This is a genomic window from Streptomyces johnsoniae, assembly GCF_031845565.1.
In the GTDB taxonomy this organism is placed as follows: Bacteria; Actinomycetota; Actinomycetes; order Streptomycetales; family Streptomycetaceae; genus Streptomyces; species Streptomyces johnsoniae.
Map to the genome: position 1 here is coordinate 423236 of NZ_JAVREV010000003.1, position 20295 is coordinate 443530.

Genomic DNA, 20295 nt, shown 5'->3' on the forward strand with positions numbered 1-20295 from the left:
TACGTAATAGTGAAAACTCGGCTGCGGGTACCCGGCGGGGGTGAGCGGCAGATGCGAGGTATCTGGGTGCAAGCACACGCAGATGCCATAGCATCATGGAGAACGACCCGCACGTGCGGATCAGCCGCGCCGTTCCGCCCGGGTCCCGACCGTGACAGGACGCGAGACAGATGCCCCGAAGCCGTCACCCCATCCGGTCCCGCCGCCCGGCGCGCCTCGCCGCCGCGTCGGCCTGCGCGGCGCTGCTCGTCCCCGTGGCGGCCTGCTCGGCCGGCGGCGCGGACGACGGCGGGGGGAGCGCTTCGCTTCGAGTCCTCGCCGCGGCCTCGCTCACCGATGTCTTCGAGGCCGCGGGGTCGGCGTACGAGGAGGAACACCCGGATATCGACGTCGAGTTCTCCTTCGCCGGCTCCCAGGAGCTGGCCGCCCAGGTCGAGCAGGGCATCCCGGCCGACGTCCTGGTGACGGCGGACACCGCGACCATGGAGTCCGTCGCGGACCACACCGGCGAGAGCACCGTCATCGCGCGCAACGCGCTGACCATCGTCACCCCGCCGGACGATCCGGGCGGCGTCGAAGGGCTCGCCGACCTCGCCGACCCCGGACTGCGCCTGGTGCTGGCCGCGCCCGAGGTGCCCGCCGGCCGGTACGGCCGGCAGGTCCTCGACGCGGCGGGCGTCGATGCCGCTCCCGACTCCCAGGAGCCGAACGTCCGGGCGGTCCTCAGCAAGGTGCGGCTCGGCGAGGCCGACGCGGGACTGGTCTACGTCACCGATGCCGCCGCGGCCGGGGCAGCCGTGCGCACCGTGCCCGTACCGGCGGGGCGGAACGCGGTCGCCGCCTATCCGGCCGCCCCCCTGGCCGGCAGTGAACAGCCCGGGGCCGCGGCCGACTTCGTCGACTGGCTCGGCGCGGCGGAGGCCCGGGGCATCCTGGCGGACGCCGGATTCCTGGCGCCCTGACCCGTGCGGCCCTCGACCGGGCCGCGCGTACCGCCGTCGACGGGGCTCCGCACCTTTTATAGTGCCGTCACACCGGCGTCCGCCGCCGGCACATCCCGCCCGCGCCGGCCCAGGAACGGCGCGGAGAAGAGAGTGGTGACGATGAGCCAGCTGACCGAGGCACTGCTGAACGGCGCGCCGGCCGAGGAGATCGAGCGCGCCGCTCTCCCGGGCGACTTCACCGCGGCGCACCTGCGCGTGGAGGACGTCGACACGTTCCGCGGTGTCGAGGACAAGGACGTGCGCAAGTCGCTGCGGGTCGGCCGGGTGCCGATGCCGGAGCCGGCGCCGGACGAGGTCGTGGTCGCGGTCATGGCCAGCGCGATCAACTACAACACCGTGTGGTCGGCGATGTTCGAGCCGATACCGACGTTCCGCTTCCTCAAGCAGTACGCGAAAACCGGTGGTTGGGCCCGCCGCCACGACCTGCCGTACCAGGTCGTCGGCTCCGACGGGGCCGGGGTGATCGTCCGGGTCGGCTCGGGCGTGCGCCGCTGGCGGGCCGGCGACCACGTGACCATCAGCCCGGTGCACGTCGACGACCAGGAGCCGGCGACGCACGCCGACGGCATGCTCGGCGCGGAGCAGCGCGCGTGGGGTTTCGAAACGAACTTCGGCGGCCTCGCCGAGTACACGGTGGTCCGCGCCAGCCAGCTCATCCCCAAGCCCCCGCACCTGACGTGGGAGGAAGCCGCCTGCAACCCGCTGTGCGCGGGCACCGCCTACCGGATGCTGGTGGGCGAGCGGGGCGCCCGGCTCAAGCAGGGCGACGTCGTGCTGATCTGGGGCGCGGCCGGCGGTCTCGGCGGCTACGCCGTCCAGTTCGTGAAGAACGGCGGCGGCATCCCGGTCGGGATCGTCGGCTCGGAGCGCAAGGCGGAGGTGGTGCGCCGCCTCGGCTGCGATGTCGTCATCAGCCGCGAGGAGTTCGGCCTCGCGGACGATCCGTCCGGCGACCCGGACGAGGTCATCGCCGCGGGCAAGCGGCTCGGCCGTCTCATTCGCGAACGCGTCGGCCGCGACGCGGACATCGTCTTCGAGCACGTGGGGCGGGCGACGTTCGGCATCTCGGTCTTCGTCGTCAGCCGCGGCGGCGTCGTGGTGACCTGCGGGTCGAGCACCGGCTACCACCACGTGTACGACAACCGCTACCTGTGGATGAAGCTGAAGCGCGTGATCGGCAGCCACGCCGCCAACCTCCAGGAGCAGGTGGAGTGTTCACGGCTGATCGAGTCGGGCCGCGTCGTGCCGACCATGTCCGCGGTGTACCCGCTGGCCGAGGCCGCCGAGGCCACCCGCCAGGTGCAGACGAACCGGCACGTCGGCAAGGTCGCCGTGCTCTGCATGGCCCCGGAAACGGGGCTCGGCGTGACCGATGCCGCCACGCGCGCCAGGATCGGCGAGGACCGGCTGAACCCGCTGCGCGGCCTTACCCCGGGCCCGCAACCCGCCTGACCGGTGATCCCGTGGCTGCTACGCGGGTCCGGTCATGCGGATACGTTCCGCACCTGCCCGGGAACCGGAGCGGCCACTGCCACCGCGCCGGAATTCTCTGCCCTCGGTAAGAAAATCGTGACAAGCTCTGTCGGCGGCAGTGGATATGTGCACAGAAGTTTTTCCCGGTCGCGTCGAACGCCCTGCGTGCTTCCCAGTCGTAGCCTGCGGCACACACCGGTGAAACGCACCTTTGCCCGTCGTGCCGGGCCGCCCGGCCAGAGGGGAGCCGTGCGCGCCAGGGCGGGGAAACGGGCCGGAGATACACAAGGCGCCGTACCGGGCGGCTGTGTGACATAGCCCACGTGGTGCGGTGAGCCGGAAGTTGACGCGTTAATGAAGCACTGTGGACGGCGCCGAGACGTACGCGGAGTCATGGACCGCCGTGCGTGACGCCATCGGACGCATTGGCCGGGGAGTGAATTCCACATTGTTTCAAAAGTGTTACCCTGACTGGTCTGGCGGGGCACAGGAGGCGTATGCACGCGCGAGTGCGGCCTCCTGCCCGCGCAGGGCTCCGCCGGGCCGGGCCGGGCCGGGATGCCCCATCGGGGCAGTCGCGCCGAGGCGGACCACCGCCCGCACGGCGTCCCCCCGGTGAAATCCGATAAGGGAAAAGCCGGGCCGCTGTGCCCTCGCGGCGCCCGCAGTGCCTCCCGATGGTGTGGGTGATCCGGCCGCGTGGGGGACAGTTGAACGAGCTTCCCTGCCGATGCAGGTTGAGCTATCGTGGCCCTGACCCGCCATCCCGCGCCGTTGTCATCCCAACGGCAGGTGGCGCACTTATTTCGGGGTAATGTACTTGCTGTTAACGGGGTGATCAGGGAGTGAGGTCCCTGGTGTCCGATACGTTGTCGGGCCTTTTCTCCTCGTACCGCCTGTTCGGTGCCTCGAATTCCCCCGGCAACTCGCCTTCCAGCGCACCATCGTGCGGAATGGGAGTCACCTGGGGGTGTAATTCGCAGTCAGTTCTGAGGGGAAGGGCATCTACATGCTCACGCGAACCAGACCGACCGTCCTCCTCGACAGTTCTTCGTTGCTCGAACGCGCTGAAGAGCTGCGTTCCCTCGAAGCAATGCTTGCTTCCTGTCACGAAGGCGACGGGGCTTTCGTCCTCGTCGAAGGAGGGCTCGGTTCGGGCAAGAGTTCGCTGCTGAGGGCGCTCAGGAAGGGGGCACTCGGCGCCGGTTCCACCGTTCTCCAGGCACGAGGTACCGAGTTCGAGTCCGGTCATCCCCACGGTATGGTGCGGCAGGTGCTGGAGCACTGGCTGGCCATGGCCGGCCCCGCCGAGCGCGAGGTGATGCTGTCCGGGCACGCGGCCATGGCGGTGCCGCTCCTGGACCACCACGAGGGGCTTCCCCCCGGCGGGTCCGACGCTCGGCAGGAGGAGCATGTACATCGCGCGCTGCTTCACCTGCTGACCAATCTCGCCGACGAGCGTCCGCTGGTGCTCCTGCTCGACGATGTGCACCTGGCGGACTCCGCTTCCCTGCGCTTCCTCAGATACTTCGGACGGCACCTGCTCGATCGCCCCATCCTCTGCTGTGCGACCACCTCCCTTCCCGCGACCGACGGTGGTGAACATGGCGCGGCGCCGGGAACGGTTCAGGCGTTCCTCGCCCCGGCGGTCCTGCGCGCCTTCACGCTGCGGCCCTTGAGCGAGGACGGGGTGCGGGCCCATCTCGCGACTGCCCTGCCAGGTCAGCTCAGCCACGAGACGGTGCGCGCCGCCTGCGCCGCGACCGCGGGAAACCCCTTCTTCCTGCGCGAACTTGTGAGCGAACTCGCCGGTGCCCGCCGGGCCGGACGGGCTCCGGGCCCCGCCCACATCGCAGGCATCGGCCCGCGCACCGTGGCCCGTGTGGTCCAGCGCTGGTCCCAGCACTCGCCCCGCCGCCCGGTGCGCGCCTCGATGTCCTGCGTGCACGCCCTCGCCGTTCTCGGCAGTGCCGGCAGTGTCGCCCAGCTCGCGGAGGTCGCGGGGGTCGAGCCTGCCGACGCCGCCGACGCGGTGGACGCGCTGCGGGAGGCCGGCGTCATCGCCCAGGAAGTCCCCCTGCGCTTCACCGCCCCGATCGTGCGCAACGCCATCTACCGTCACATGCCCCACTCGTTCCGCTACCGTGCCCATGACGCGGCGGCCCAGAGCCTCTTCGAGGAGGACGCGCCGCCGGAGCGGATCGCCGAGCACCTGCTGCACCTTCCGCCCGCAACGGACGGCCGCGCGGCGGACGTACTCGTCGCCGCGGGCCGCACCGCCCTCGTCAAGGGCGATCCCGTGCACGCCCTGTCCCTGGCGCGCCGCGCCGCCCGGGAGGACGTACCGGCGAGCATGCTGCCCGCGCTGCTCGCGGTGCGGGGCGAAGCGGAGCACCGGACCGGGCATCCGCATGCGGCCCGTCACCTGCGGCAGGCTCTGGAGCTGAGCACGGATTCCTTCGAGCGTGCGTCCATCGCACTCCACCTCGGCGCCGCGCTCGCCTCCGACGCCCGCTGCGAAGAAGCGGCAGAGGTGTACCGCGATGCCTACGGCGAGGTGCGCACCAGCCACCCCTCCCTCGCCCGACGCCTGCACGCGGAACACGGCTGGCTCGGGTACTGCGCGCCCGGCACCGAGGAGATCACCGCGGAGATCAGCAGGGAACTCGGCGTCACGGCCAGCATCGGCGGCGCTGAAGGTCTCCCGACCACGGCTCAGTATCTTGCGCTGCGCGCGACCCGGGCGCTCCTCGGCGGCGAGCCGGGCGATAAGGTCATCGGCCTGGTCGAGCAGGCGCTCAGCCACGACATCTCCGTTCGCGAAGGCGGCGTCGGCGCCCGCGTGCCCTGGTTCCTGGCCTTCTGCCTCTTCGCCTGCGGAAGATTGCCCGAGGCCGGGAAGCTGCTCGACAACGCCATCCAGCAGGCCGAGCCGTCCGACGCCGACTCGGACGATCTCCGGGCCCTGCGTTCCTGCGTCAACCTGGGCCGCGGGCTTCTGTCCGAGGCGGAGAACGACGCGACCGCCACCCTGGAGCGGTCCGGGGCCAGCGATGAGCGGAACCTCGGCCGGCCGTTCGCCGTTCTCGCACTCACGGAACTGCTCCTGCTGCGCAATCAGGCGGACGCGGCGGAACACGAGTTCGCCAAGCACGGAGGCTGGGAGGAGTCGCGGCCGGGAGGGTTCAGATCCCTCCCTCTGATGATCGCCCGCGGACACCTGCACAGCGCCCGGGGGGCCGGTGGGGACGACGTACAGGACTGCCGGCGCACGCTCGAACTGCTCAGGGAGACCGGCAGCGGCGCCTCCGCCTTCAGCCCGGCGCCCGGCATCGTGCGACGTTTGCACGCGCTCGGGCAGAAGGAGGAGGCGCACCGTCTCGCGCTCGACCACCTCGCCGCCGCCCGGAAGTTCGGAGTACCCCACGTGGTGGCCGAGGCGCTGAGCGCCTATGCCGGCACCGTGCAGGGCGACGAGGCCGTCGCCGCCCTGGAGGAGTCCGTTCGGCTGCTCGACGGCTCACCTGCCGCCGTCAGCCGGTGCGCCTCCCTCGTACAACTCGGCGCGGTCCTGTCCGCGGCCGGGCAGCCGACCCGGGCAAGACGTCGGCTGTGGGCCGCTCAGGAGATCACGGAGGCGGCGGGCACCACCGTGCTCAGCACGCGGATACGGCGCGAACTGGCTGCGATGGGCGTGCGGGTGCGCAGCACCCCCCGGGCGGGCACGCCTTCTCTCACGCCCAGGGAACAGCGCGTGTCCGCCCTTGCCGCCGAGGGCAAACGGAATCACGAGATCGCCCGCATCCTCTTCGTCACCGTCAAGACGGTCGAATGGCACCTCAGCCAGGTCTACCGGAAACTGGGCATCGCCTCCAGGAACGAGCTGGGCAGGATCACGGCCGAAGACCTCGAATTCACCGGGACCGGCTCCCGGCTTCCCGCGATGACTGGGGGAGTGGCCGGGGGGTACCCCGAGCGGTCCGCGACCCGGGCGGCGCAGAATGACCGTGCCGGCGGAGCGCAGCGGCGCTGATCGGACCGGGTCTGCGGATGTAGTGCCCGCGACCGCCCGCCACTCCTCAGGGGCCGGGCGGGGGAAGCGGCCTGTGCCGGTCCGCGTGCCGCACACGTCTGCCCACCGGAGTCATTCTCACCACACGAAGCGCGAGCAGTCGGCAGTCGCCCCTTCGCTTCGGCAAGAGACGGAGTGTGAGTCCTATGTTGCAGCTGGAGCCCAATGTCCTTCTGCGCGGCGGCCCGGCCGAGGTGCCGGATCAGAAGCGCACCTGTTACGTCGGAGACGTCGAGCAGCCCGTCAAGGTGTCGCTCGGGAACGCGTATGAGCACTTCGTGCCCACCCGGGAGACGGTCGAGCACGAGGGCGTCATGCTGACGGTTTTCGAGTGGAGCCGACGCACCTACGTGGCCGAGTGAGACAGGGCGGCGTCAAGGGCCGGTGCGGATGCCCCCGGGCAGGCCCCGTTCCGTATTGGCGTGATATGTGGGGCCATCGGGGATGGCGCCCCGGGTGCCAGGTGATGACTCCCCCTAAGTCTGGGGTAGGGGCCAGGGGTGGACGCTGGGTCGTCCGCTGCTTCTCGCCCCAAGAATCGGACGTGCAGCCGCGAGCGGCCAGGGGCGGCCCGGGGTTGCCGTCAACTCCAGTGTGGGCTAGGTGAAATCGTCCGGCCCGGCGAGTGAATGGGTTGTGCAGGTGAACGAAGCCGAGCGTGACACGACGCCCGTCGCTGCCAGGATGATGTCCGGTGGCGCTCTGGCCGTCGAACACCCGGACGTGTGATGCCGTTGGCCTTCAGATGCGTCGTCGAACGGACTGTTCTACTGCCATTCGCCCGGTGTCCGCTTCCGAGTGCGTGCCGCCCGTCGGCCGCCGTGGGTGCGTTCCGTGCGCGTGGCGGTTACTGTTCGATTCCATAAGGTGAGTTGGCCCTGACCAGGCCGGCGCACCAGCGCGTGGGTGCGGAATCCGCGCGCGAGCGAGAGGAAAGGAGACGAACTGACCGTGTGAGGTAGCCGAGGGTCGGCATTGTGCCACAGGCGTCAGGGTTGGATTCCCCCAGGGGGCCGACCCGAACATGAGCGGCCCTCGGGCGATGGGGAAGTGAATGTGCTGAAATCGGGGGAATCGCCATGCGAGTGTCAAGCGCTTTGCTGCTTGAGCGTGACCGGGAACTGGCAGCAATTGACGCGGCCATTGAGGGCTGCCGGAGCGGCAGTGGCCAATTATTGATTGTTGAAGGTGCTGCGGGCCTCGGTAAGACCGCCCTGCTCGCAGCCCTGCGCGACCGGGCGCGCAGTGCGGAGTTCACCGTTCTCCAGGCCCGCAGTGTGGAGTTCGAAAGCAAATTTTCCTACGGCGTCCTGCGTCAGCTCTTCGAGAACTGGCTCTCTTCGGTCGGCCGGCAGGAACGGAGCCGTGTGCTGAGCGGGCCCGCCAAGCTCGCCGCTCCTCTCTTCGAGTACGGCGCGGCGCAGACGTTCGAAGAGAACGACGGAACCGACGACTGCTACTCCTACCTCTACGGCCTCTACTGGATGTGCGTCCATATCGCCGAAGTGACGCCACTGGCGCTCCTGATCGATGACATCGAAGCCGTCGACTGGCCCTCACTCCGCTTTCTGCACTACCTCGCTGCGCGCATCGACCACTGCCCCATCCTGCTGGCCATCACGACCGATCCGGCCACCAGCGACCCACGGAGCGAGATCACGCGCGCGATCACGGTCAGTCCGATGGCGCAGCTCCTCAGGCCCCAGGCGCTCACCGAAGCGGGTGTCCGCGACTACCTGGCGTCGGCACTCGGCGGCACGGCGGCGGCCCGTTACGCCCATGCCTGCCACGCGGCCACCGGCGGCTTTCCCTTCCTGCTCTCCGAACTGACCGGCGAACTGGCGGCCGCCGAACGGGAGCGACCGGACTTCTCCCCTGCCGATATCGCCGAGCTGGCACCGCCGAAAGTCGTGCGTCTGGTGCTGCGCCAGCTGGACCGGTTGCAACCGAACGCCACCCGCCTGATCGAGGCCATGGCCGTGCTGGGCAACGAGGCCGGCCTCAAGCCCGCCATCGAGGTCGCCGGCCTCGACCAGCGGGAAGTGCCCGAGGCACAGGGGGCGCTCGCCGACGCGGGTCTGCTGCGTCCCGACATACCACCGCGCTTCGTCCACACGATCGTCCGTGCCGCCGTGTACCTCAATCTCAGCGCGAGCGCTCGCAACATGGCGCACGTGCGTGCGGCCAGGGCACTCATCGCCATCGACGCGCCGGTGGACGATATCGCCGCTCATTTCCTGCGCGCTCCGGCCGCCGGTGACCCCGAAACCGTTCGCGTGCTGCGGGAGGCCGCTCGGAAGGCCGTTGCCGAGCAGCGGGACGCGAGCGCGGTGACCTACCTGACCCGCGCTCTCGTGGAGCCCCCGGCCCCGGATGTCCTGCCCCGCGTACTCGTCGACCTTGGCAGGGCCGAGCTCCGCTGTCTCGAACCGAAGGGTTTGGACCACCTGTCCCAGGCCGTGGAGCTGATCGACGAGGCCGCTGTCCGTGGCAGGGTGGGGCTCGATCTGGTTGCCGCACTCACGGCTTTCGCCCGGAACGAGGAGGCCGTCGCCCTGCTCCAGACGTTGCGGGCGGAAGCCGGCCACGGCCAGGACGAGGAGCATGCGGCGCTGCTCGACGCGGCGCTGCTCTCCGCCGCGGAGCAGATCCCCGACCTCCGTCCCATCGCCCGCCGTCAGCTCAGGCGTCTGGAGGCGGCACCGTCCGTGCACCCCAGTCTCGGCCACCTCCTCAGCGCGGAGCGCGCCGCCGAGGCACTCCGCCGCGGGGAGCCTGCCGATGCGGTGATGGGCCCGGTGGAGGAGATACTCAAGGAGAGCTTCGCCGGCGGCAGCACCCTGCCCGTCCACGACGCCGCGGCGCACTCCTGGTGCCTGACCGCGTTCGTCCTGGTTCAGTGCGACCGCCTGGGCGACGCCGACCGCCTGCTCACCATCCTGGTGGACGGCGCGCTGAAGCAGGGCGCCATGCTGGCCGCCGAGACGGGGTACTGCCTGCGGGCCTGGGTCCGGGCGGCGGCCGGTCGGCTCGCCGACGCCGAGAGCGATGCCCGGCGGGCCCTCGACCGGCTCGGGGGCGCGGGCGCCGGGGGCCCGGCGGTTCTGGCCGCCGCGGCCCTGGCCGAAGTCATGATCGTCCGGCAGGATCTGGGCGAGGCCCGGCTGCTGCTCGACAAGTGCGACGGGGACGAGGGCGCACGCTCCCTGCTCTTCCAGCTGCCTCTCGCCCTGGCCAAGGGACGGCTGTACGCGGCGCAGGGTAAGACCGAGGCCGCGGTCGGCGTCCTGGGCGAGGGAGGCAGGCTCCTGGAGGAGCAGGACCTGCATACCCCGGCGCTCGCCCTCGCGAACGAGTCGGCACTCGCCCTGGCCAGGGCGGGACGCGTCGAGCAGGCGCGGGCACTCGCCGACATGCGCCTGACGCGGGCGCGTGCCTTCGGCGCCCCACGGCTCGTCGCGTGCGCGCTCCGCGTACGCGGGCTCGTCTCCGCCGGCCCGGAGGCTGTCGGTTACTTCCACGAGGCCGTCGAGGCCCTCCAGAGCACCGGGGCAGGTCTCGACCGGGCCGCGGCGTCGATCGACCTGGGCGCCGCTCTGCGCGACGACGGCCGCCTGGAGCAGGCAAGGGCCGAGTTGACCCGGGGGATGGAGCAGGCGCAGAGCTGCGGCGCCTGGGGCCTGGCCAAGACGGCCAGGGCCGAACTCGCCGCCATGGGCGTACGCGTCAGGATCACCAGGACCACCGGGGTGGACGGCCTCACGGAGCAGGAACGCCGTGTCGCCGCGCTCGCGGCCAAGGGAAAGAGCAACCGGGACATCGCGCACGCGTTGTTCGTCACCATCAAGACCGTCGAGTGGCATCTGAACCGGGCCTACCGGAAGCTCGGCATCGCCTCCCGCGGCGAGTTGGCCGGGGCACTCGCCGGCCAGCTGGCCACTCGTTGACGGCCCGCCTGCGGGCTGGCACGGGCGTGCGGGGCGGAAAGGGCGGTGACGTGCATTTCCGGCCGGGCGGTGATCCGGACGCCGAAGGCCGCGGCGGCCTACCGCAAGTGCGGCGCCCCCCGGACTTGTCCTGCGAGCGTCAGTTCTGGGGCTTGGCCGTATCCGCGCCTGGGGTCTTTCCCCAGAGCCATTGCTGCGGTTCGGTGTGAGAGTCACCTTTTGAGGGGACGGCGGGACACCGCCCCGGTATGAGCCGTGTGTCGACGGGCGACCGCGTGCACCGGACTCCCATCCTATCGACTCCGACTGCGGGAGTGATTCGGACGATGAAGACCATCTCCGTACAAGAAGGCAAGATGGGCGCGGCCGTTGAGGATCTCGACCCGCTGAATGCGCCGGCGGCGGACCTGACGGAGCTGAAGCAGCTCGTGTACACCCACCGCATCGTGGTGCTGAAGGCCCAGCACCTGTCGTCCGCCGACTTCGTCGAGTTCGGCCGGCGGCTGGGCGAGGTGGAGACCTACTACCAGCCCATGTACCACCACCCCGAGCACAAGGAGATCTTCGTCTCCTCCAACGTCAAGACCGACGAAGGCCAGGTCGGTGTGCCGCAGACGGGTAAATTCTGGCACCACGACTATTCGTTCATGCCGCGCCCGTTCGGCCTGACTCTCATCTACCCGCAGGTGGTGCCGCAGAAGAACCGCGGCACCTTCTTCATCGACATGGCCAAGGCGTACGAGAACCTGCCGGACGGCCTCAAGAAGGAAGTCGCCGGCACCCGCTCCCTGAACAGTGTCCGGCGGTACTTCAAGATCCGGCCGACCGACGTCTACCGGCCCATCTCCGAGGTCATGGCCGAGATCGAACGCGAGACGCCGGCCGTCTCCCACCCCACCGTCTTCCCCCATCCGGTCACCGGCGAGACGGTGCTGTACATCAGCGAGGCCGTCACCTACCGCATCGAGAACGCCGACGGCAGCCCGGCCCGCGAAGGACTTCTCGACGACCTCTTCGCCGCCTGCGGACAGGCGGACACCACGTTCGAGCACGAGAACATACACTTGCAGACCTTCGAAAAGGGCGATCTGCTGATCTGGGACAACCGCGCGCTGGTACACCGCGCCCTGCACACCGTCAGCTACGAGCCGACCGTCTCGCACCGGGTCACCGTGCACGACGAGCACCCGTTCTACCCGGGGATCGGCAACGCCTGACCGCGCTCCTGGAGCCCGACGCCCACTCAGGAAGGTCCCGCTGTGGAATTCGGACACGACAAGGTTCTGTTGGATCGCGTGCTCGCCGTATACAAGCCGAATTGCCGTTACTTGCAGAATACCTCGGTCACGGCCGAAGGGGACCCGCAGGACAAGGGCGGTCGAATACGGCTGCGCGGAGACTTCCACATACCCGAGTCCTGCTACATCGCCGATACGGGGCACTTCAACGCGGTGGAGTTCAACATCTGTTTCAACCAGATGATTTACTTCATCATGATCAAATCCCTCAAGGAGCGCGTGCTGCGCGCGTTCGACTCCTGGACGATGGAGGATTTCTGGGCCCGCCAGCTCCCCGACATGTTCATCGTCGACTTCTCCAGTTCTTTCCGCCACGCCATGCGCGGGCGGCGTTTCTGGGGTGAACTCGACATCGTCAGGGCCGTGAACCGCGAGGGCGGCAACGGCCAGCTGATCATTCTCGACACCGAGTGCAGATACGGCGAAGCCGACATCCTGGCCTGCCACGGCAAGGTCCGGTTGGCCCTGAGAAACAACACCGCGCCCGAGGCCGCCTGATCCGGGCCGGTACTTCCCGTGCCGCGGGACGAGCGGCCTGCGCAGTGGCACACCCCGCGCGACACAGGCCGAGGAGGAGTCACCCACATGTCCAACCCCCAGGAACCCATCGCCATCGTGGGCATCGGCCTGCGACTGCCAGGTGGCAACGACACACCGGACGGCTTCGCCGAGTTCCTGCGCACCGGACAGTCCGGCGTGCGCCCCCTGCCCACCGACCGCTGGGACGCCGAAGCGCTGCACTCGAACGATCCCGACGCGCAGGGCACCATCCGCAGCGCACAGGGCGGCTTCCTCGACGATCTCGACCAGTTCGACGCCAAGTTCTTCAACATCTCGCCCAAGGAAGCCGATTACATCGATCCCCAGCAGCGGCTCACGCTGGAGGTCGCCTGGGAGGCGCTGGAGGACGCGGGCATCGATCCCGGCCCGCTGCGGCATGGCGGCGGCGGGGTGTACATCGCCGTCAGCAACATGGATTACGCGGGGGAGATGGCCGACTACTCGCCCGAGGAGCTCAACAGCTACATGCCCACCGGGGCGGCACTCAGCGCCGTGTCCGGCCGGCTGTCCTACTTCCTCGGGTGGCGCGGCCCCTGCATCACCGTCGACACGGCCTGCTCCGCCTCGCTTGTCGCGCTGCACCTCGCGGCCCAGGGGCTGCGCGCGGGCGAGACCGATCTCGCGCTGTGCGGCGGCGTCAACACCATCGTCAGCCCGCGCCCCTACATCCTGGCCAGTCAGGGCAAGATGCTGTCTCCCGACGGCCAGTGCAAAACGTTCGACGACGCGGCGAACGGTTACTGCCGCGCCGAGGGCGCCGCGGTCATCGCCCTCAAACGGCTCTCCGACGCGGTGGCCGCGGGGGACCGCGTCTACGCCCTCGTCCGTGGCTCGGCGATCGGCCAGGACGGCGAGTCCAGTTCCCTGATGGTGCCCAACGGCACGGCGCAGGAGGGGCTGCTGCGCGCGGCCCTGGCCAGCGCCGGCCTCGAACCGGACGACATCTCCTACATCGAGGCGCACGGCACCGGGACGCCGCTCGGCGACCCCATCGAGATCGGCGCGATCAGCAATGTCTTCCGCGTCTCCCGCACCCCCGACAATCCCGTTCCCGTCGGCTCGCTCAAGACGAACATCGGGCACATGGAGTCGGCCGCGGGCATCGGCGGCGTCATCAAGACCGCCCTCCAGCTGCGGGAAGCCCGCATCTACCCCCATCTGAACTTCAACACCCCCTCCCGTCACATCCCCTGGGAGACCAGCCCCGTCACCGTGCCCACCACGTGCCGCCCCTGGCCGGGCGGGACCCGCCGGGCCCTGGTCAACTCCTTCGGCCTCACCGGCACTCTTGCCACCGTGGTCCTGGAGCAGGCCCCCGAGGCGCCCGCCGCCCCGGCCCCGCCGCATGAGGACACCGCGCACGTCTTCACGCTCTCCGCCAAGAGCGCACCCGCGCTGCGCGGGCAGATCCGCCGCTACCAGCAACTGCTGCGCGAGCGGCCCGGGACGAGCACCGCCGACCTGTGCTACACCGCCAACACCGCGCGCGCCGACTTCGCGCTGCGCCTAGCGGGCACGGCCCGCACCAATGACGACATCGCCCGGCTGCTCGACCGCGGCCTCACGCGCGCCACCCGGGCCGGCCGCGGCAGCGCGACGGCCCCGAAGGTGGCGTTCCTCTTCTCCGGCGGCGGCTCCCAGTACGTCGGCATGGGACGCCCCTGGTACCGCCAATTCCCCGAGTTCCGCCGGTACCTGGACGACTGCGACCGGCTCCTGGCCCCCCACCTCGGCCGCTCGGTGCGGGACATGCTGCTCGGCGACACCGACGACGCGGAACTCATCCACCGCATCGACTACATGCAACCCGCGCTGTTCGCGCTGGAGTACGCGGTCGGCATGACCTGGCTGTCCTGGGGCGTACGGCCCTCCGTCCTCGCCGGTCACAGCATCGGGGAGATCGCCGCCTGTACCATCGCCGGCCTGTTCACGCTCGACGACGCCACCACCCTGATGGCGGCCCGCGGTCGTCTCATGCACGCCTCACCGCCCGGCGCGATGTCCGCGGTCGAGGCCACGACCGCCCAGGTAGGCCCGTTCCTGGACAGGTTCGACGACGTCTCCCTGGCGGCCGTCAACGGCACCAGGCAGCTCGTGCTCTCGGGCGCCACCGACTCCCTCGCCCAGGTGGAGGCCGAGCTGGCGGAGCGGGAGATACGCACCCGGCGCATCGCGGTGTCCTGCGCTTCCCACTCCCCGCTGATGGCCGAGGCCGCGGAAGCCCTGACCGAGGTCGTCGCCTCGCTCACCTTCCACGAGCCGCAGTTCGCGATCGTCTCCAACCTCACCGGCGCGGTGGCCGACCCCGCGGAACTGGCCACTCCCGCCTACTGGGGCCGCCACCTGCGGGGTGCCGTCCGCTTCGCCGACGGCATGCGTGCCATCGCCGACCGGGGGCGGCACGCCTTCCTGGAGGCCGGCCCCGCGGGCGACCTCACCGGCATGGGCAAGCAGTGCCTCGACGGCGACGCCGACCATCTGTGGCTGAACAGCCTGCACCCCGACGACGCCGACGGCACCGTCGCCCGCCAGACCCTGGCCGCCCTCTACACCACGGGCGTGCCCGTGGACTGGGCCGGCCACCACGCGGGCCGGGAGGGCCACCGCGTGGACCTGCCCACCTACGCGTTCGACCGGCGAAGGCACTGGCTGCCGACCCCGGCCGGGGGCGGCAAGGGGGCGGGATCGGGTACGGCTGCGGACGCCCACCCCCTGCTCGGCAGGGAGACCACCACGGAGGAGGAACGGACACGCGGCACGCGGACGTTCTCGTCCGCGGTCAGCGCCACCCGGCCGGGCTACCTCACCGACCACAAGGTCATGGGCAAGGTCGTCTTCCCCGGCGCCGGCTATGTCGAGATGCTGCTCGCCCTCCAGGACGCGGTCCACGGCGAGACAAGCCTGGAACTGGCCGACGTCGGCATCCACGAGGCGCTGTTCCTGCCCGAGGACGACTCCGCCGTCACTTTGCGCACCGAGCTGACGCCTCGGCCCGACGGCGCCGCCGACATCAGGATCACCAGCCTGGTGCACGACGCCGACGACGCCGACGACGCCCGAGACACCGCCGGCGGCGGGCCCGGCGCGGCCTCCATCGAACGTACCCACGTCACCGCCGTTCTCCGGGCCCCCGCCCTGCCCGGCACGGAGAACGGCCTCGCCGCGGAGGAGCTGCTGCGGAAGGCGGCCCGCGATGCCTCCGCCCCGCTCTCCCGGCGCACGGCCGACGAACTGTACGCCGACTTCGCCGACCTCGGCGTCGACTACGGTCCGTCCTTCCGCGGCCTGCGTGTCAGCGAAGCGCACCCCGGCCTGCTCGCCCTCGGTGAACTGGCCGGCCCCGAGGCCATGCCCGGCTCGTACCTGCCGCCCACCGTTCTTGACTGCGCGTTCCAGAGCATGGCCGGCCTCGCCGGGCCCGACGACGGGGTCGCCATGCCCGTCGGCTTCGCCCGCTGCCGTTTCGTCAAGAAACCGCGCGGCACCACCCTCCGCAGTGTCCTGCGCCTTCACCCGCCCGCCCCGGACGAGGCGGGGGAGTCAGGCCCGACGGCCGACCTGCTGCTGCTGGACGGGGACCGGACCGTGTTCGTGCTCCAGGGGCTCACCCTGCGGCGCGTCGCCGGCGCCGCCCCCGACCGCGACCGCATGTACTCCGAGGTGCGCTGGGTCAAACGGGCCGCCCGCCCGGAAGCCGCGGAACCCCGTCAGGTCCTCGCGATCGGCGCCCGCACCCCCGACCTCGCCGCGCTCAGCGACCTGGCGAAGACGGGGGAGGTCACCGTGATCCCGGTCGCCGAACCGGCGGACGCGGCCCCGCTGCTGAACGAGTCCGTGACCGACGTCGCCTGGTTCTGGCAGCAGGCCGGCACCGCGGACGAGTCCCTGCGCGACGAGTGCGAACGCAATTTCCGCAGCCTGCTCGCCCTGCGCGACGTGCTGGAGGCGACGGCGTCCGGCTCCGCGCGGCGGCTGTGGCTGGTCACCGAGGGCGCCCAGGTGCTGCCGGGCGACCCCCCGCCGGGACCGGGCGAGCCGCTGCGGGCGCCCGCCGCCGCGACGCTGTGGGGCTTCGGCCACGTGATGTGGACCGAATACCCCGCCCAGCGCGTGACCCTGGTCGACCTGCCGCCCGGCGGCACCGCCGCCGCCTATGCCCCGCTGCTGGAGGAATGGCCGGCCGCCGAGGCCACCGAGTTCCAGATCGCCTACCGCGCGGGCCTGCGGCACGTCCGCCGTGTCTTCGCCGGCCTCGGCGACCCGGCCGGGGACGTCGAGTTGGTCGTCCGGGAACACGGCAGATTCAGCGGCGTCGCCGCCGTGCCCCTGCCCGAATCGGACCCTGACCCCGAGGGCTCCGCCATCCAGGTGCGGGTGCACGCCGCCGGTGTGAGCCACTACGACGTGTTCAACGTCCTCGGCCTGTCCCGGCGGGTCGCGGAGGAGGCCGGTGCCGACCCCGACGCGGTGCCGCTGGGCCAGCAGTGCGCCGGCGTGGTCACCGCCGCGGGCCCCGGCGCCATGTACCGCCCCGGGGACCGGGTGATGATCGTCCACCCCGGTGCCCTCCGCGGTCGCATCACCGTTGACTCCGCCCACGCGGTCCGCGTCCCCGACGGGCTGACGCTGCCGGAGGCGGCCGCTCTCCCCGGCGCGTTCCTGCCCGCGCACCGCGCCTTGCACCTGGCCGCGGTACGCCCAGGCGACACCGTGCTGGTGCATGCGACACCCGACGGCACCGGGCACGCCGCCGCCCAGCTCGCGCTGCGGGCCGGGGCGGAAGTGCTCGCCGTCACCGGCGGCCCCGCGCCCGGACAGCCGGACCTGCCGCCGGGCACCCGCCTGATCGAGGCTCCCGGCCTCGACTTCGCGGAACAGGTGCGGGAGGCGACCGGCGGGCACGGGGCCGACCTCGTCATCGAGAGCTTCACCCGTGAATTCACCGAAGCCGCCCTCGCGGTCGCGGCCCCCGGGGCCCGCTTCGCCGGCCTGGGCCGGGACAGTGCCCTCGGCCGGGAGGAGATTCACGCCGCCCGCCCCGACCTGACCTACCTCGACCGCTCCCAGGAGTCCGAGGAACAGGCTCTGCGGCTGGCCCACGACACCCTCGGCGAGCTGGCCGGCCAGCTCGCCGAGGGCCTCCTCTCCGCGGTACCGGTCACCGCCTACACCCTCGACGAGACCGAGGAGGCGTTCGCCGCGGTCAGCCGCGGCACCGGAACGGCCGCCACCGCGCTCCTCTTCCGCACCGACGACGGGCCCGCCCCGCCGCCGGCGCGCATCAGCCCGCGCGAGACCTACCTGATCACCGGCGGCCTGGGCGCCCTCGGCCGGCTGGCCGCGGAACGCCTCGTCGGTCAGGGGGCGCGCCACCTCGTGGTGGCCGGCCGGACCCGGCCCGACGACGCCGACCTCACCGCGTTCCGCGCCCGCCTCGGCCCCGGGGTCGACCTGGCGGTGCTCACCGGCGACGTCGGCGACCCCGACGACGTGGCCCGCTTCGCCGCTGCCCTGCACGCCAGGACCGCACCTCTGGGCGGCATCGTGCACGCCGCGGGCGTCCTGGCCGACGCCCCCGTCGCCTCGCAGACCTGGGAGAGCATCGACACCGTCTTCGGCGCCAAGGTCTACGGCAGCTGGCTGCTGCACGAGGCCAGTCTGTCGTTCCCGACGCTGCGGTTCTTCATCGGCTACTCCTCCGTCACCTCCGTGCTCGGCTCCCGGGGCCAGGCCAACTACGCCGCCGGCAACGCCTTTCTCGACACCCTGCTGTGCCGCAGGCATGCCGCGGGACTCCCGGGTCTCAGCGTCAACTGGGGCGCCTGGGGCGAGATCGGTCTGGCCGCCGCCATGGACGAACAGCACATCGCCAACATCGAACACCAGGGGTTCCGCTTCTTCGCCGCGACCTCCGGCATGCGGGCCCTGTTCCGGCTGCTGGAGCGGCCACGCCCCCAGGCCGCCATCGCCGAGGTCGACTGGGACCGCTGCGCGAGCACCCGCCCGCAGCCCAACGCGCTCTACGAACGCGTCGCCCGCCCCCAGCGCGGCGCCCGCGTCGAGGTGGACCTCGAAGCCCTGCTCGCCCAGCCGCGCGCGGAACGCCGCGATTCCGTGGTCGGTGTCGTGCAGCGCATCATCGCGGACCAGCTGCACTTCGAGGACGCCGACGACGTACCGCCCGAGGCGCGGTTCTTCGAGATCGGCCTGGACTCCCTGGCCGCCGTGGAACTGAAGAACGCCCTCGAACTGTGCTTCCGCGTCCCCCTGTCCACCGCCGCCACCTTCGACCACCCGTCCGTGAGTGCCCTCGCCGAGTTCGTCGAGGGGCTGCTGTCCGCCCCCGAGGAGGACGAACGATGACCAGCGTTGCCGCCGCCCCGACCGGTCGCCTGCCCACCCTCGCGGCCACCGCGGCCCACCACGCCGCCCACCGGCCCGACGAGCCCGCCGTCGAATGCGCCGGCCGCACGGTGACCTTCCGCGAGCTCCACCTGCGCAGCAACCGGACGGCCCATGCCCTGCTGGGCGCGGGGGGCGTCCCCGGCATGCGTATCGCCTACCTCGGGCGCGACAGCGAGCACTACTACGACCTGCTGCTGGCGTGCGCGAAGACCGGCGCGGTGCTGGTGCCCGTCGACCCCCGCCTGACGCCGGGCGAGATCGGTCACGTGCTCGGCGACTCCGGTGCCGAACTCCTCTTCGCCGACCCCGGCCACCTGCGGGACGTGGAGGGCATCCGCCCCGGCCTGCCGGCGCTGCGTACCGTGGTCACCCTCGACGAGGCCACCGGGGACGCGCCGGTACTCGCCGACTGGCAGACCGGCCACCCGGACTCCGAGGTGCCCACGGTTCCCGGGCCCGGCGGCGCCCTGGTGCAGATGTACACCAGCGGCACCACCGGCGCGCCCAAGGGCGTTGTCCTGGCCCAGAGCACCTTCTGGGCCATCAACGACCTGCTGGCCCGGCACGACCTGGACTGGCTCGACTGGCTGCCCGGTGACCGCAGTCTCAACGTGCTGCCCGGTCACCACATCGGCGGTCCCTGGTGGTTCCTCCAGGGGTACCGGGCCGGTGCCACCAATGTCCTCGCGCAGGGCTTCGACGCCCCCCGCGCCCTGGCGCTGTTCCGCGACAGGGGGATCACCACCACCCTGGTGGTGCCGTCCATGCTCCAGATCCTGCTGGCCGAGCCCGGCGCGGGACCCGAGGCGTTCGCCGGTCTGCGCAAGGTGGTCTACGGCGGTTCCCCGATGCCGGAGCCGCTGCTTCGGCAGTGCCTCGAAGTGATGGGCTGTGCCTTCGCCCAGATCTACGGCCTCACCGAGACCTGCGCGTCCGCCGTCTGCCTTCCCCCGGCCGACCACGTGCCGGGCAACCCGCGCCTGAAGGCCGTCGGCCGCCCCTACCCGGGCGTCGCGGTCCAGGCCGTGGACCGCGACGGCAATCCGCTGCCGGCGGGGGAGGTGGGGGAGCTGTGGATCGACACCCCCGCGGTGATGACGGGCTACTGGAAGCAGCCCGGCCAGACCCGTCAGGTCCTCGCCGATGGCTGGCTGCACACCGGCGACGCCGGTCACGTCGACGAGGACGGCTACGTCTACCTCCACGACCGCATCAAGGACGTCATCCTCGTCGGCGGCGAGAACGTCTACCCGGCCGAGGTCGAGGAGGCCCTGCGCGCCCATCCCGACGTGGCCGACGCCGCCGTCGTCGGCATCGCCCACGAGATACGCGGCGAGGCCGTCCGGGCCTGCGTCGTCTCCCGGCCCGGCACCCGGCCCACGGCCCGCGACCTGCGGCTGTTCCTCAAGGACCGGCTGGCCGACTACAAAGCCCCCACCGACTACCAGTTCCTCGACGAGCTGCCCCGCAACGCCGCGGGCAAAGTCCTGCGCCGCCACCTGCGCGACGAGTAACGCCCCTCCCGGACGGCCGAA

The 20295-nt window shown here is 71.4% G+C and carries 9 protein-coding genes; all 9 read left to right on the top strand.

Translation table 11 applies throughout. The features are described 5' to 3' along the window. Positions 1-170: 170 nt before the first annotated feature. The 9 genes from modA (at position 171) to RM779_RS08110 (ending at position 20274) form a co-directional block, all read left to right on the top strand. Positions 171-962 carry a molybdate ABC transporter substrate-binding protein gene (gene modA, locus RM779_RS08070; protein WP_311616975.1) on the top strand — a complete coding sequence of 264 codons (792 nt, stop codon included), beginning with the start codon at positions 171-173 and terminating at the stop codon, positions 960-962. A 141-nt stretch (positions 963-1103) separates the two neighbouring features. Next, positions 1104-2456 (top strand): crotonyl-CoA carboxylase/reductase, encoded by a 1353-nt coding sequence (gene ccrA / locus RM779_RS08075; RefSeq protein WP_311616976.1) that lies wholly within the window; start codon positions 1104-1106, stop codon positions 2454-2456. Positions 2457-3486: 1030 nt separating this feature from the next. Then, positions 3487-6510 carry a helix-turn-helix transcriptional regulator gene (locus RM779_RS08080; RefSeq protein WP_311616977.1) on the top strand — a complete coding sequence of 1008 codons (3024 nt, stop codon included), beginning with the start codon at positions 3487-3489 and terminating at the stop codon, positions 6508-6510. A 185-nt stretch (positions 6511-6695) separates the two neighbouring features. Beyond that, positions 6696-6911, top strand: coding sequence for a DUF5988 family protein (locus RM779_RS08085; RefSeq protein WP_311616978.1), 216 nt, complete (start codon positions 6696-6698; stop codon positions 6909-6911). Positions 6912-7628: 717 nt separating this feature from the next. Then, positions 7629-10496 (top strand): helix-turn-helix transcriptional regulator, encoded by a 2868-nt coding sequence (locus tag RM779_RS08090; RefSeq protein ID WP_311616979.1) that lies wholly within the window; start codon positions 7629-7631, stop codon positions 10494-10496. 326 nt (positions 10497-10822) lie between these two features. Then, the gene (scoE, locus tag RM779_RS08095) at positions 10823-11713 is read left to right on the top strand and encodes a (3R)-3-[(carboxymethyl)amino]fatty acid oxygenase/decarboxylase (protein ID WP_394813243.1); all 891 of its coding nucleotides are present in this window, start codon (positions 10823-10825) and stop codon (positions 11711-11713) included. Between the two features lie 42 nt (positions 11714-11755). After that, positions 11756-12292 carry an FcoT family thioesterase gene (locus tag RM779_RS08100; RefSeq protein WP_311616980.1) on the top strand — a complete coding sequence of 179 codons (537 nt, stop codon included), beginning with the start codon at positions 11756-11758 and terminating at the stop codon, positions 12290-12292. Positions 12293-12379: 87 nt separating this feature from the next. Further along, on the top strand, positions 12380-18718 hold the full coding sequence (locus tag RM779_RS08105; protein WP_311616981.1) for a type I polyketide synthase: 6339 nt from the start codon (positions 12380-12382) through the stop codon (positions 18716-18718). Next, positions 18715-20274 (top strand): long-chain-fatty-acid--CoA ligase, encoded by a 1560-nt coding sequence (locus RM779_RS08110; RefSeq protein ID WP_311616982.1) that lies wholly within the window; start codon positions 18715-18717, stop codon positions 20272-20274. Before RM779_RS08105 ends, RM779_RS08110 begins: the two co-directional genes overlap by 4 nt. Positions 20275-20295 lie beyond the last annotated feature (21 nt).

Coding starts and splice junctions, on each gene's coding strand:
- modA (WP_311616975.1), top strand. CDS start 171: ATGCCCCGAAGCCGTCACCCCATCCGGTCCCGCCGCCCGGCGCGCCTC.
- ccrA (WP_311616976.1), top strand. CDS start 1,104: ATGAGCCAGCTGACCGAGGCACTGCTGAACGGCGCGCCGGCCGAGGAG.
- RM779_RS08080 (WP_311616977.1), top strand. CDS start 3,487: ATGCTCACGCGAACCAGACCGACCGTCCTCCTCGACAGTTCTTCGTTG.
- RM779_RS08085 (WP_311616978.1), top strand. CDS start 6,696: ATGTTGCAGCTGGAGCCCAATGTCCTTCTGCGCGGCGGCCCGGCCGAG.
- RM779_RS08090 (WP_311616979.1), top strand. CDS start 7,629: ATGCGAGTGTCAAGCGCTTTGCTGCTTGAGCGTGACCGGGAACTGGCA.
- scoE (WP_394813243.1), top strand. CDS start 10,823: ATGAAGACCATCTCCGTACAAGAAGGCAAGATGGGCGCGGCCGTTGAG.
- RM779_RS08105 (WP_311616981.1), top strand. CDS start 12,380: ATGTCCAACCCCCAGGAACCCATCGCCATCGTGGGCATCGGCCTGCGA.
- RM779_RS08110 (WP_311616982.1), top strand. CDS start 18,715: ATGACCAGCGTTGCCGCCGCCCCGACCGGTCGCCTGCCCACCCTCGCG.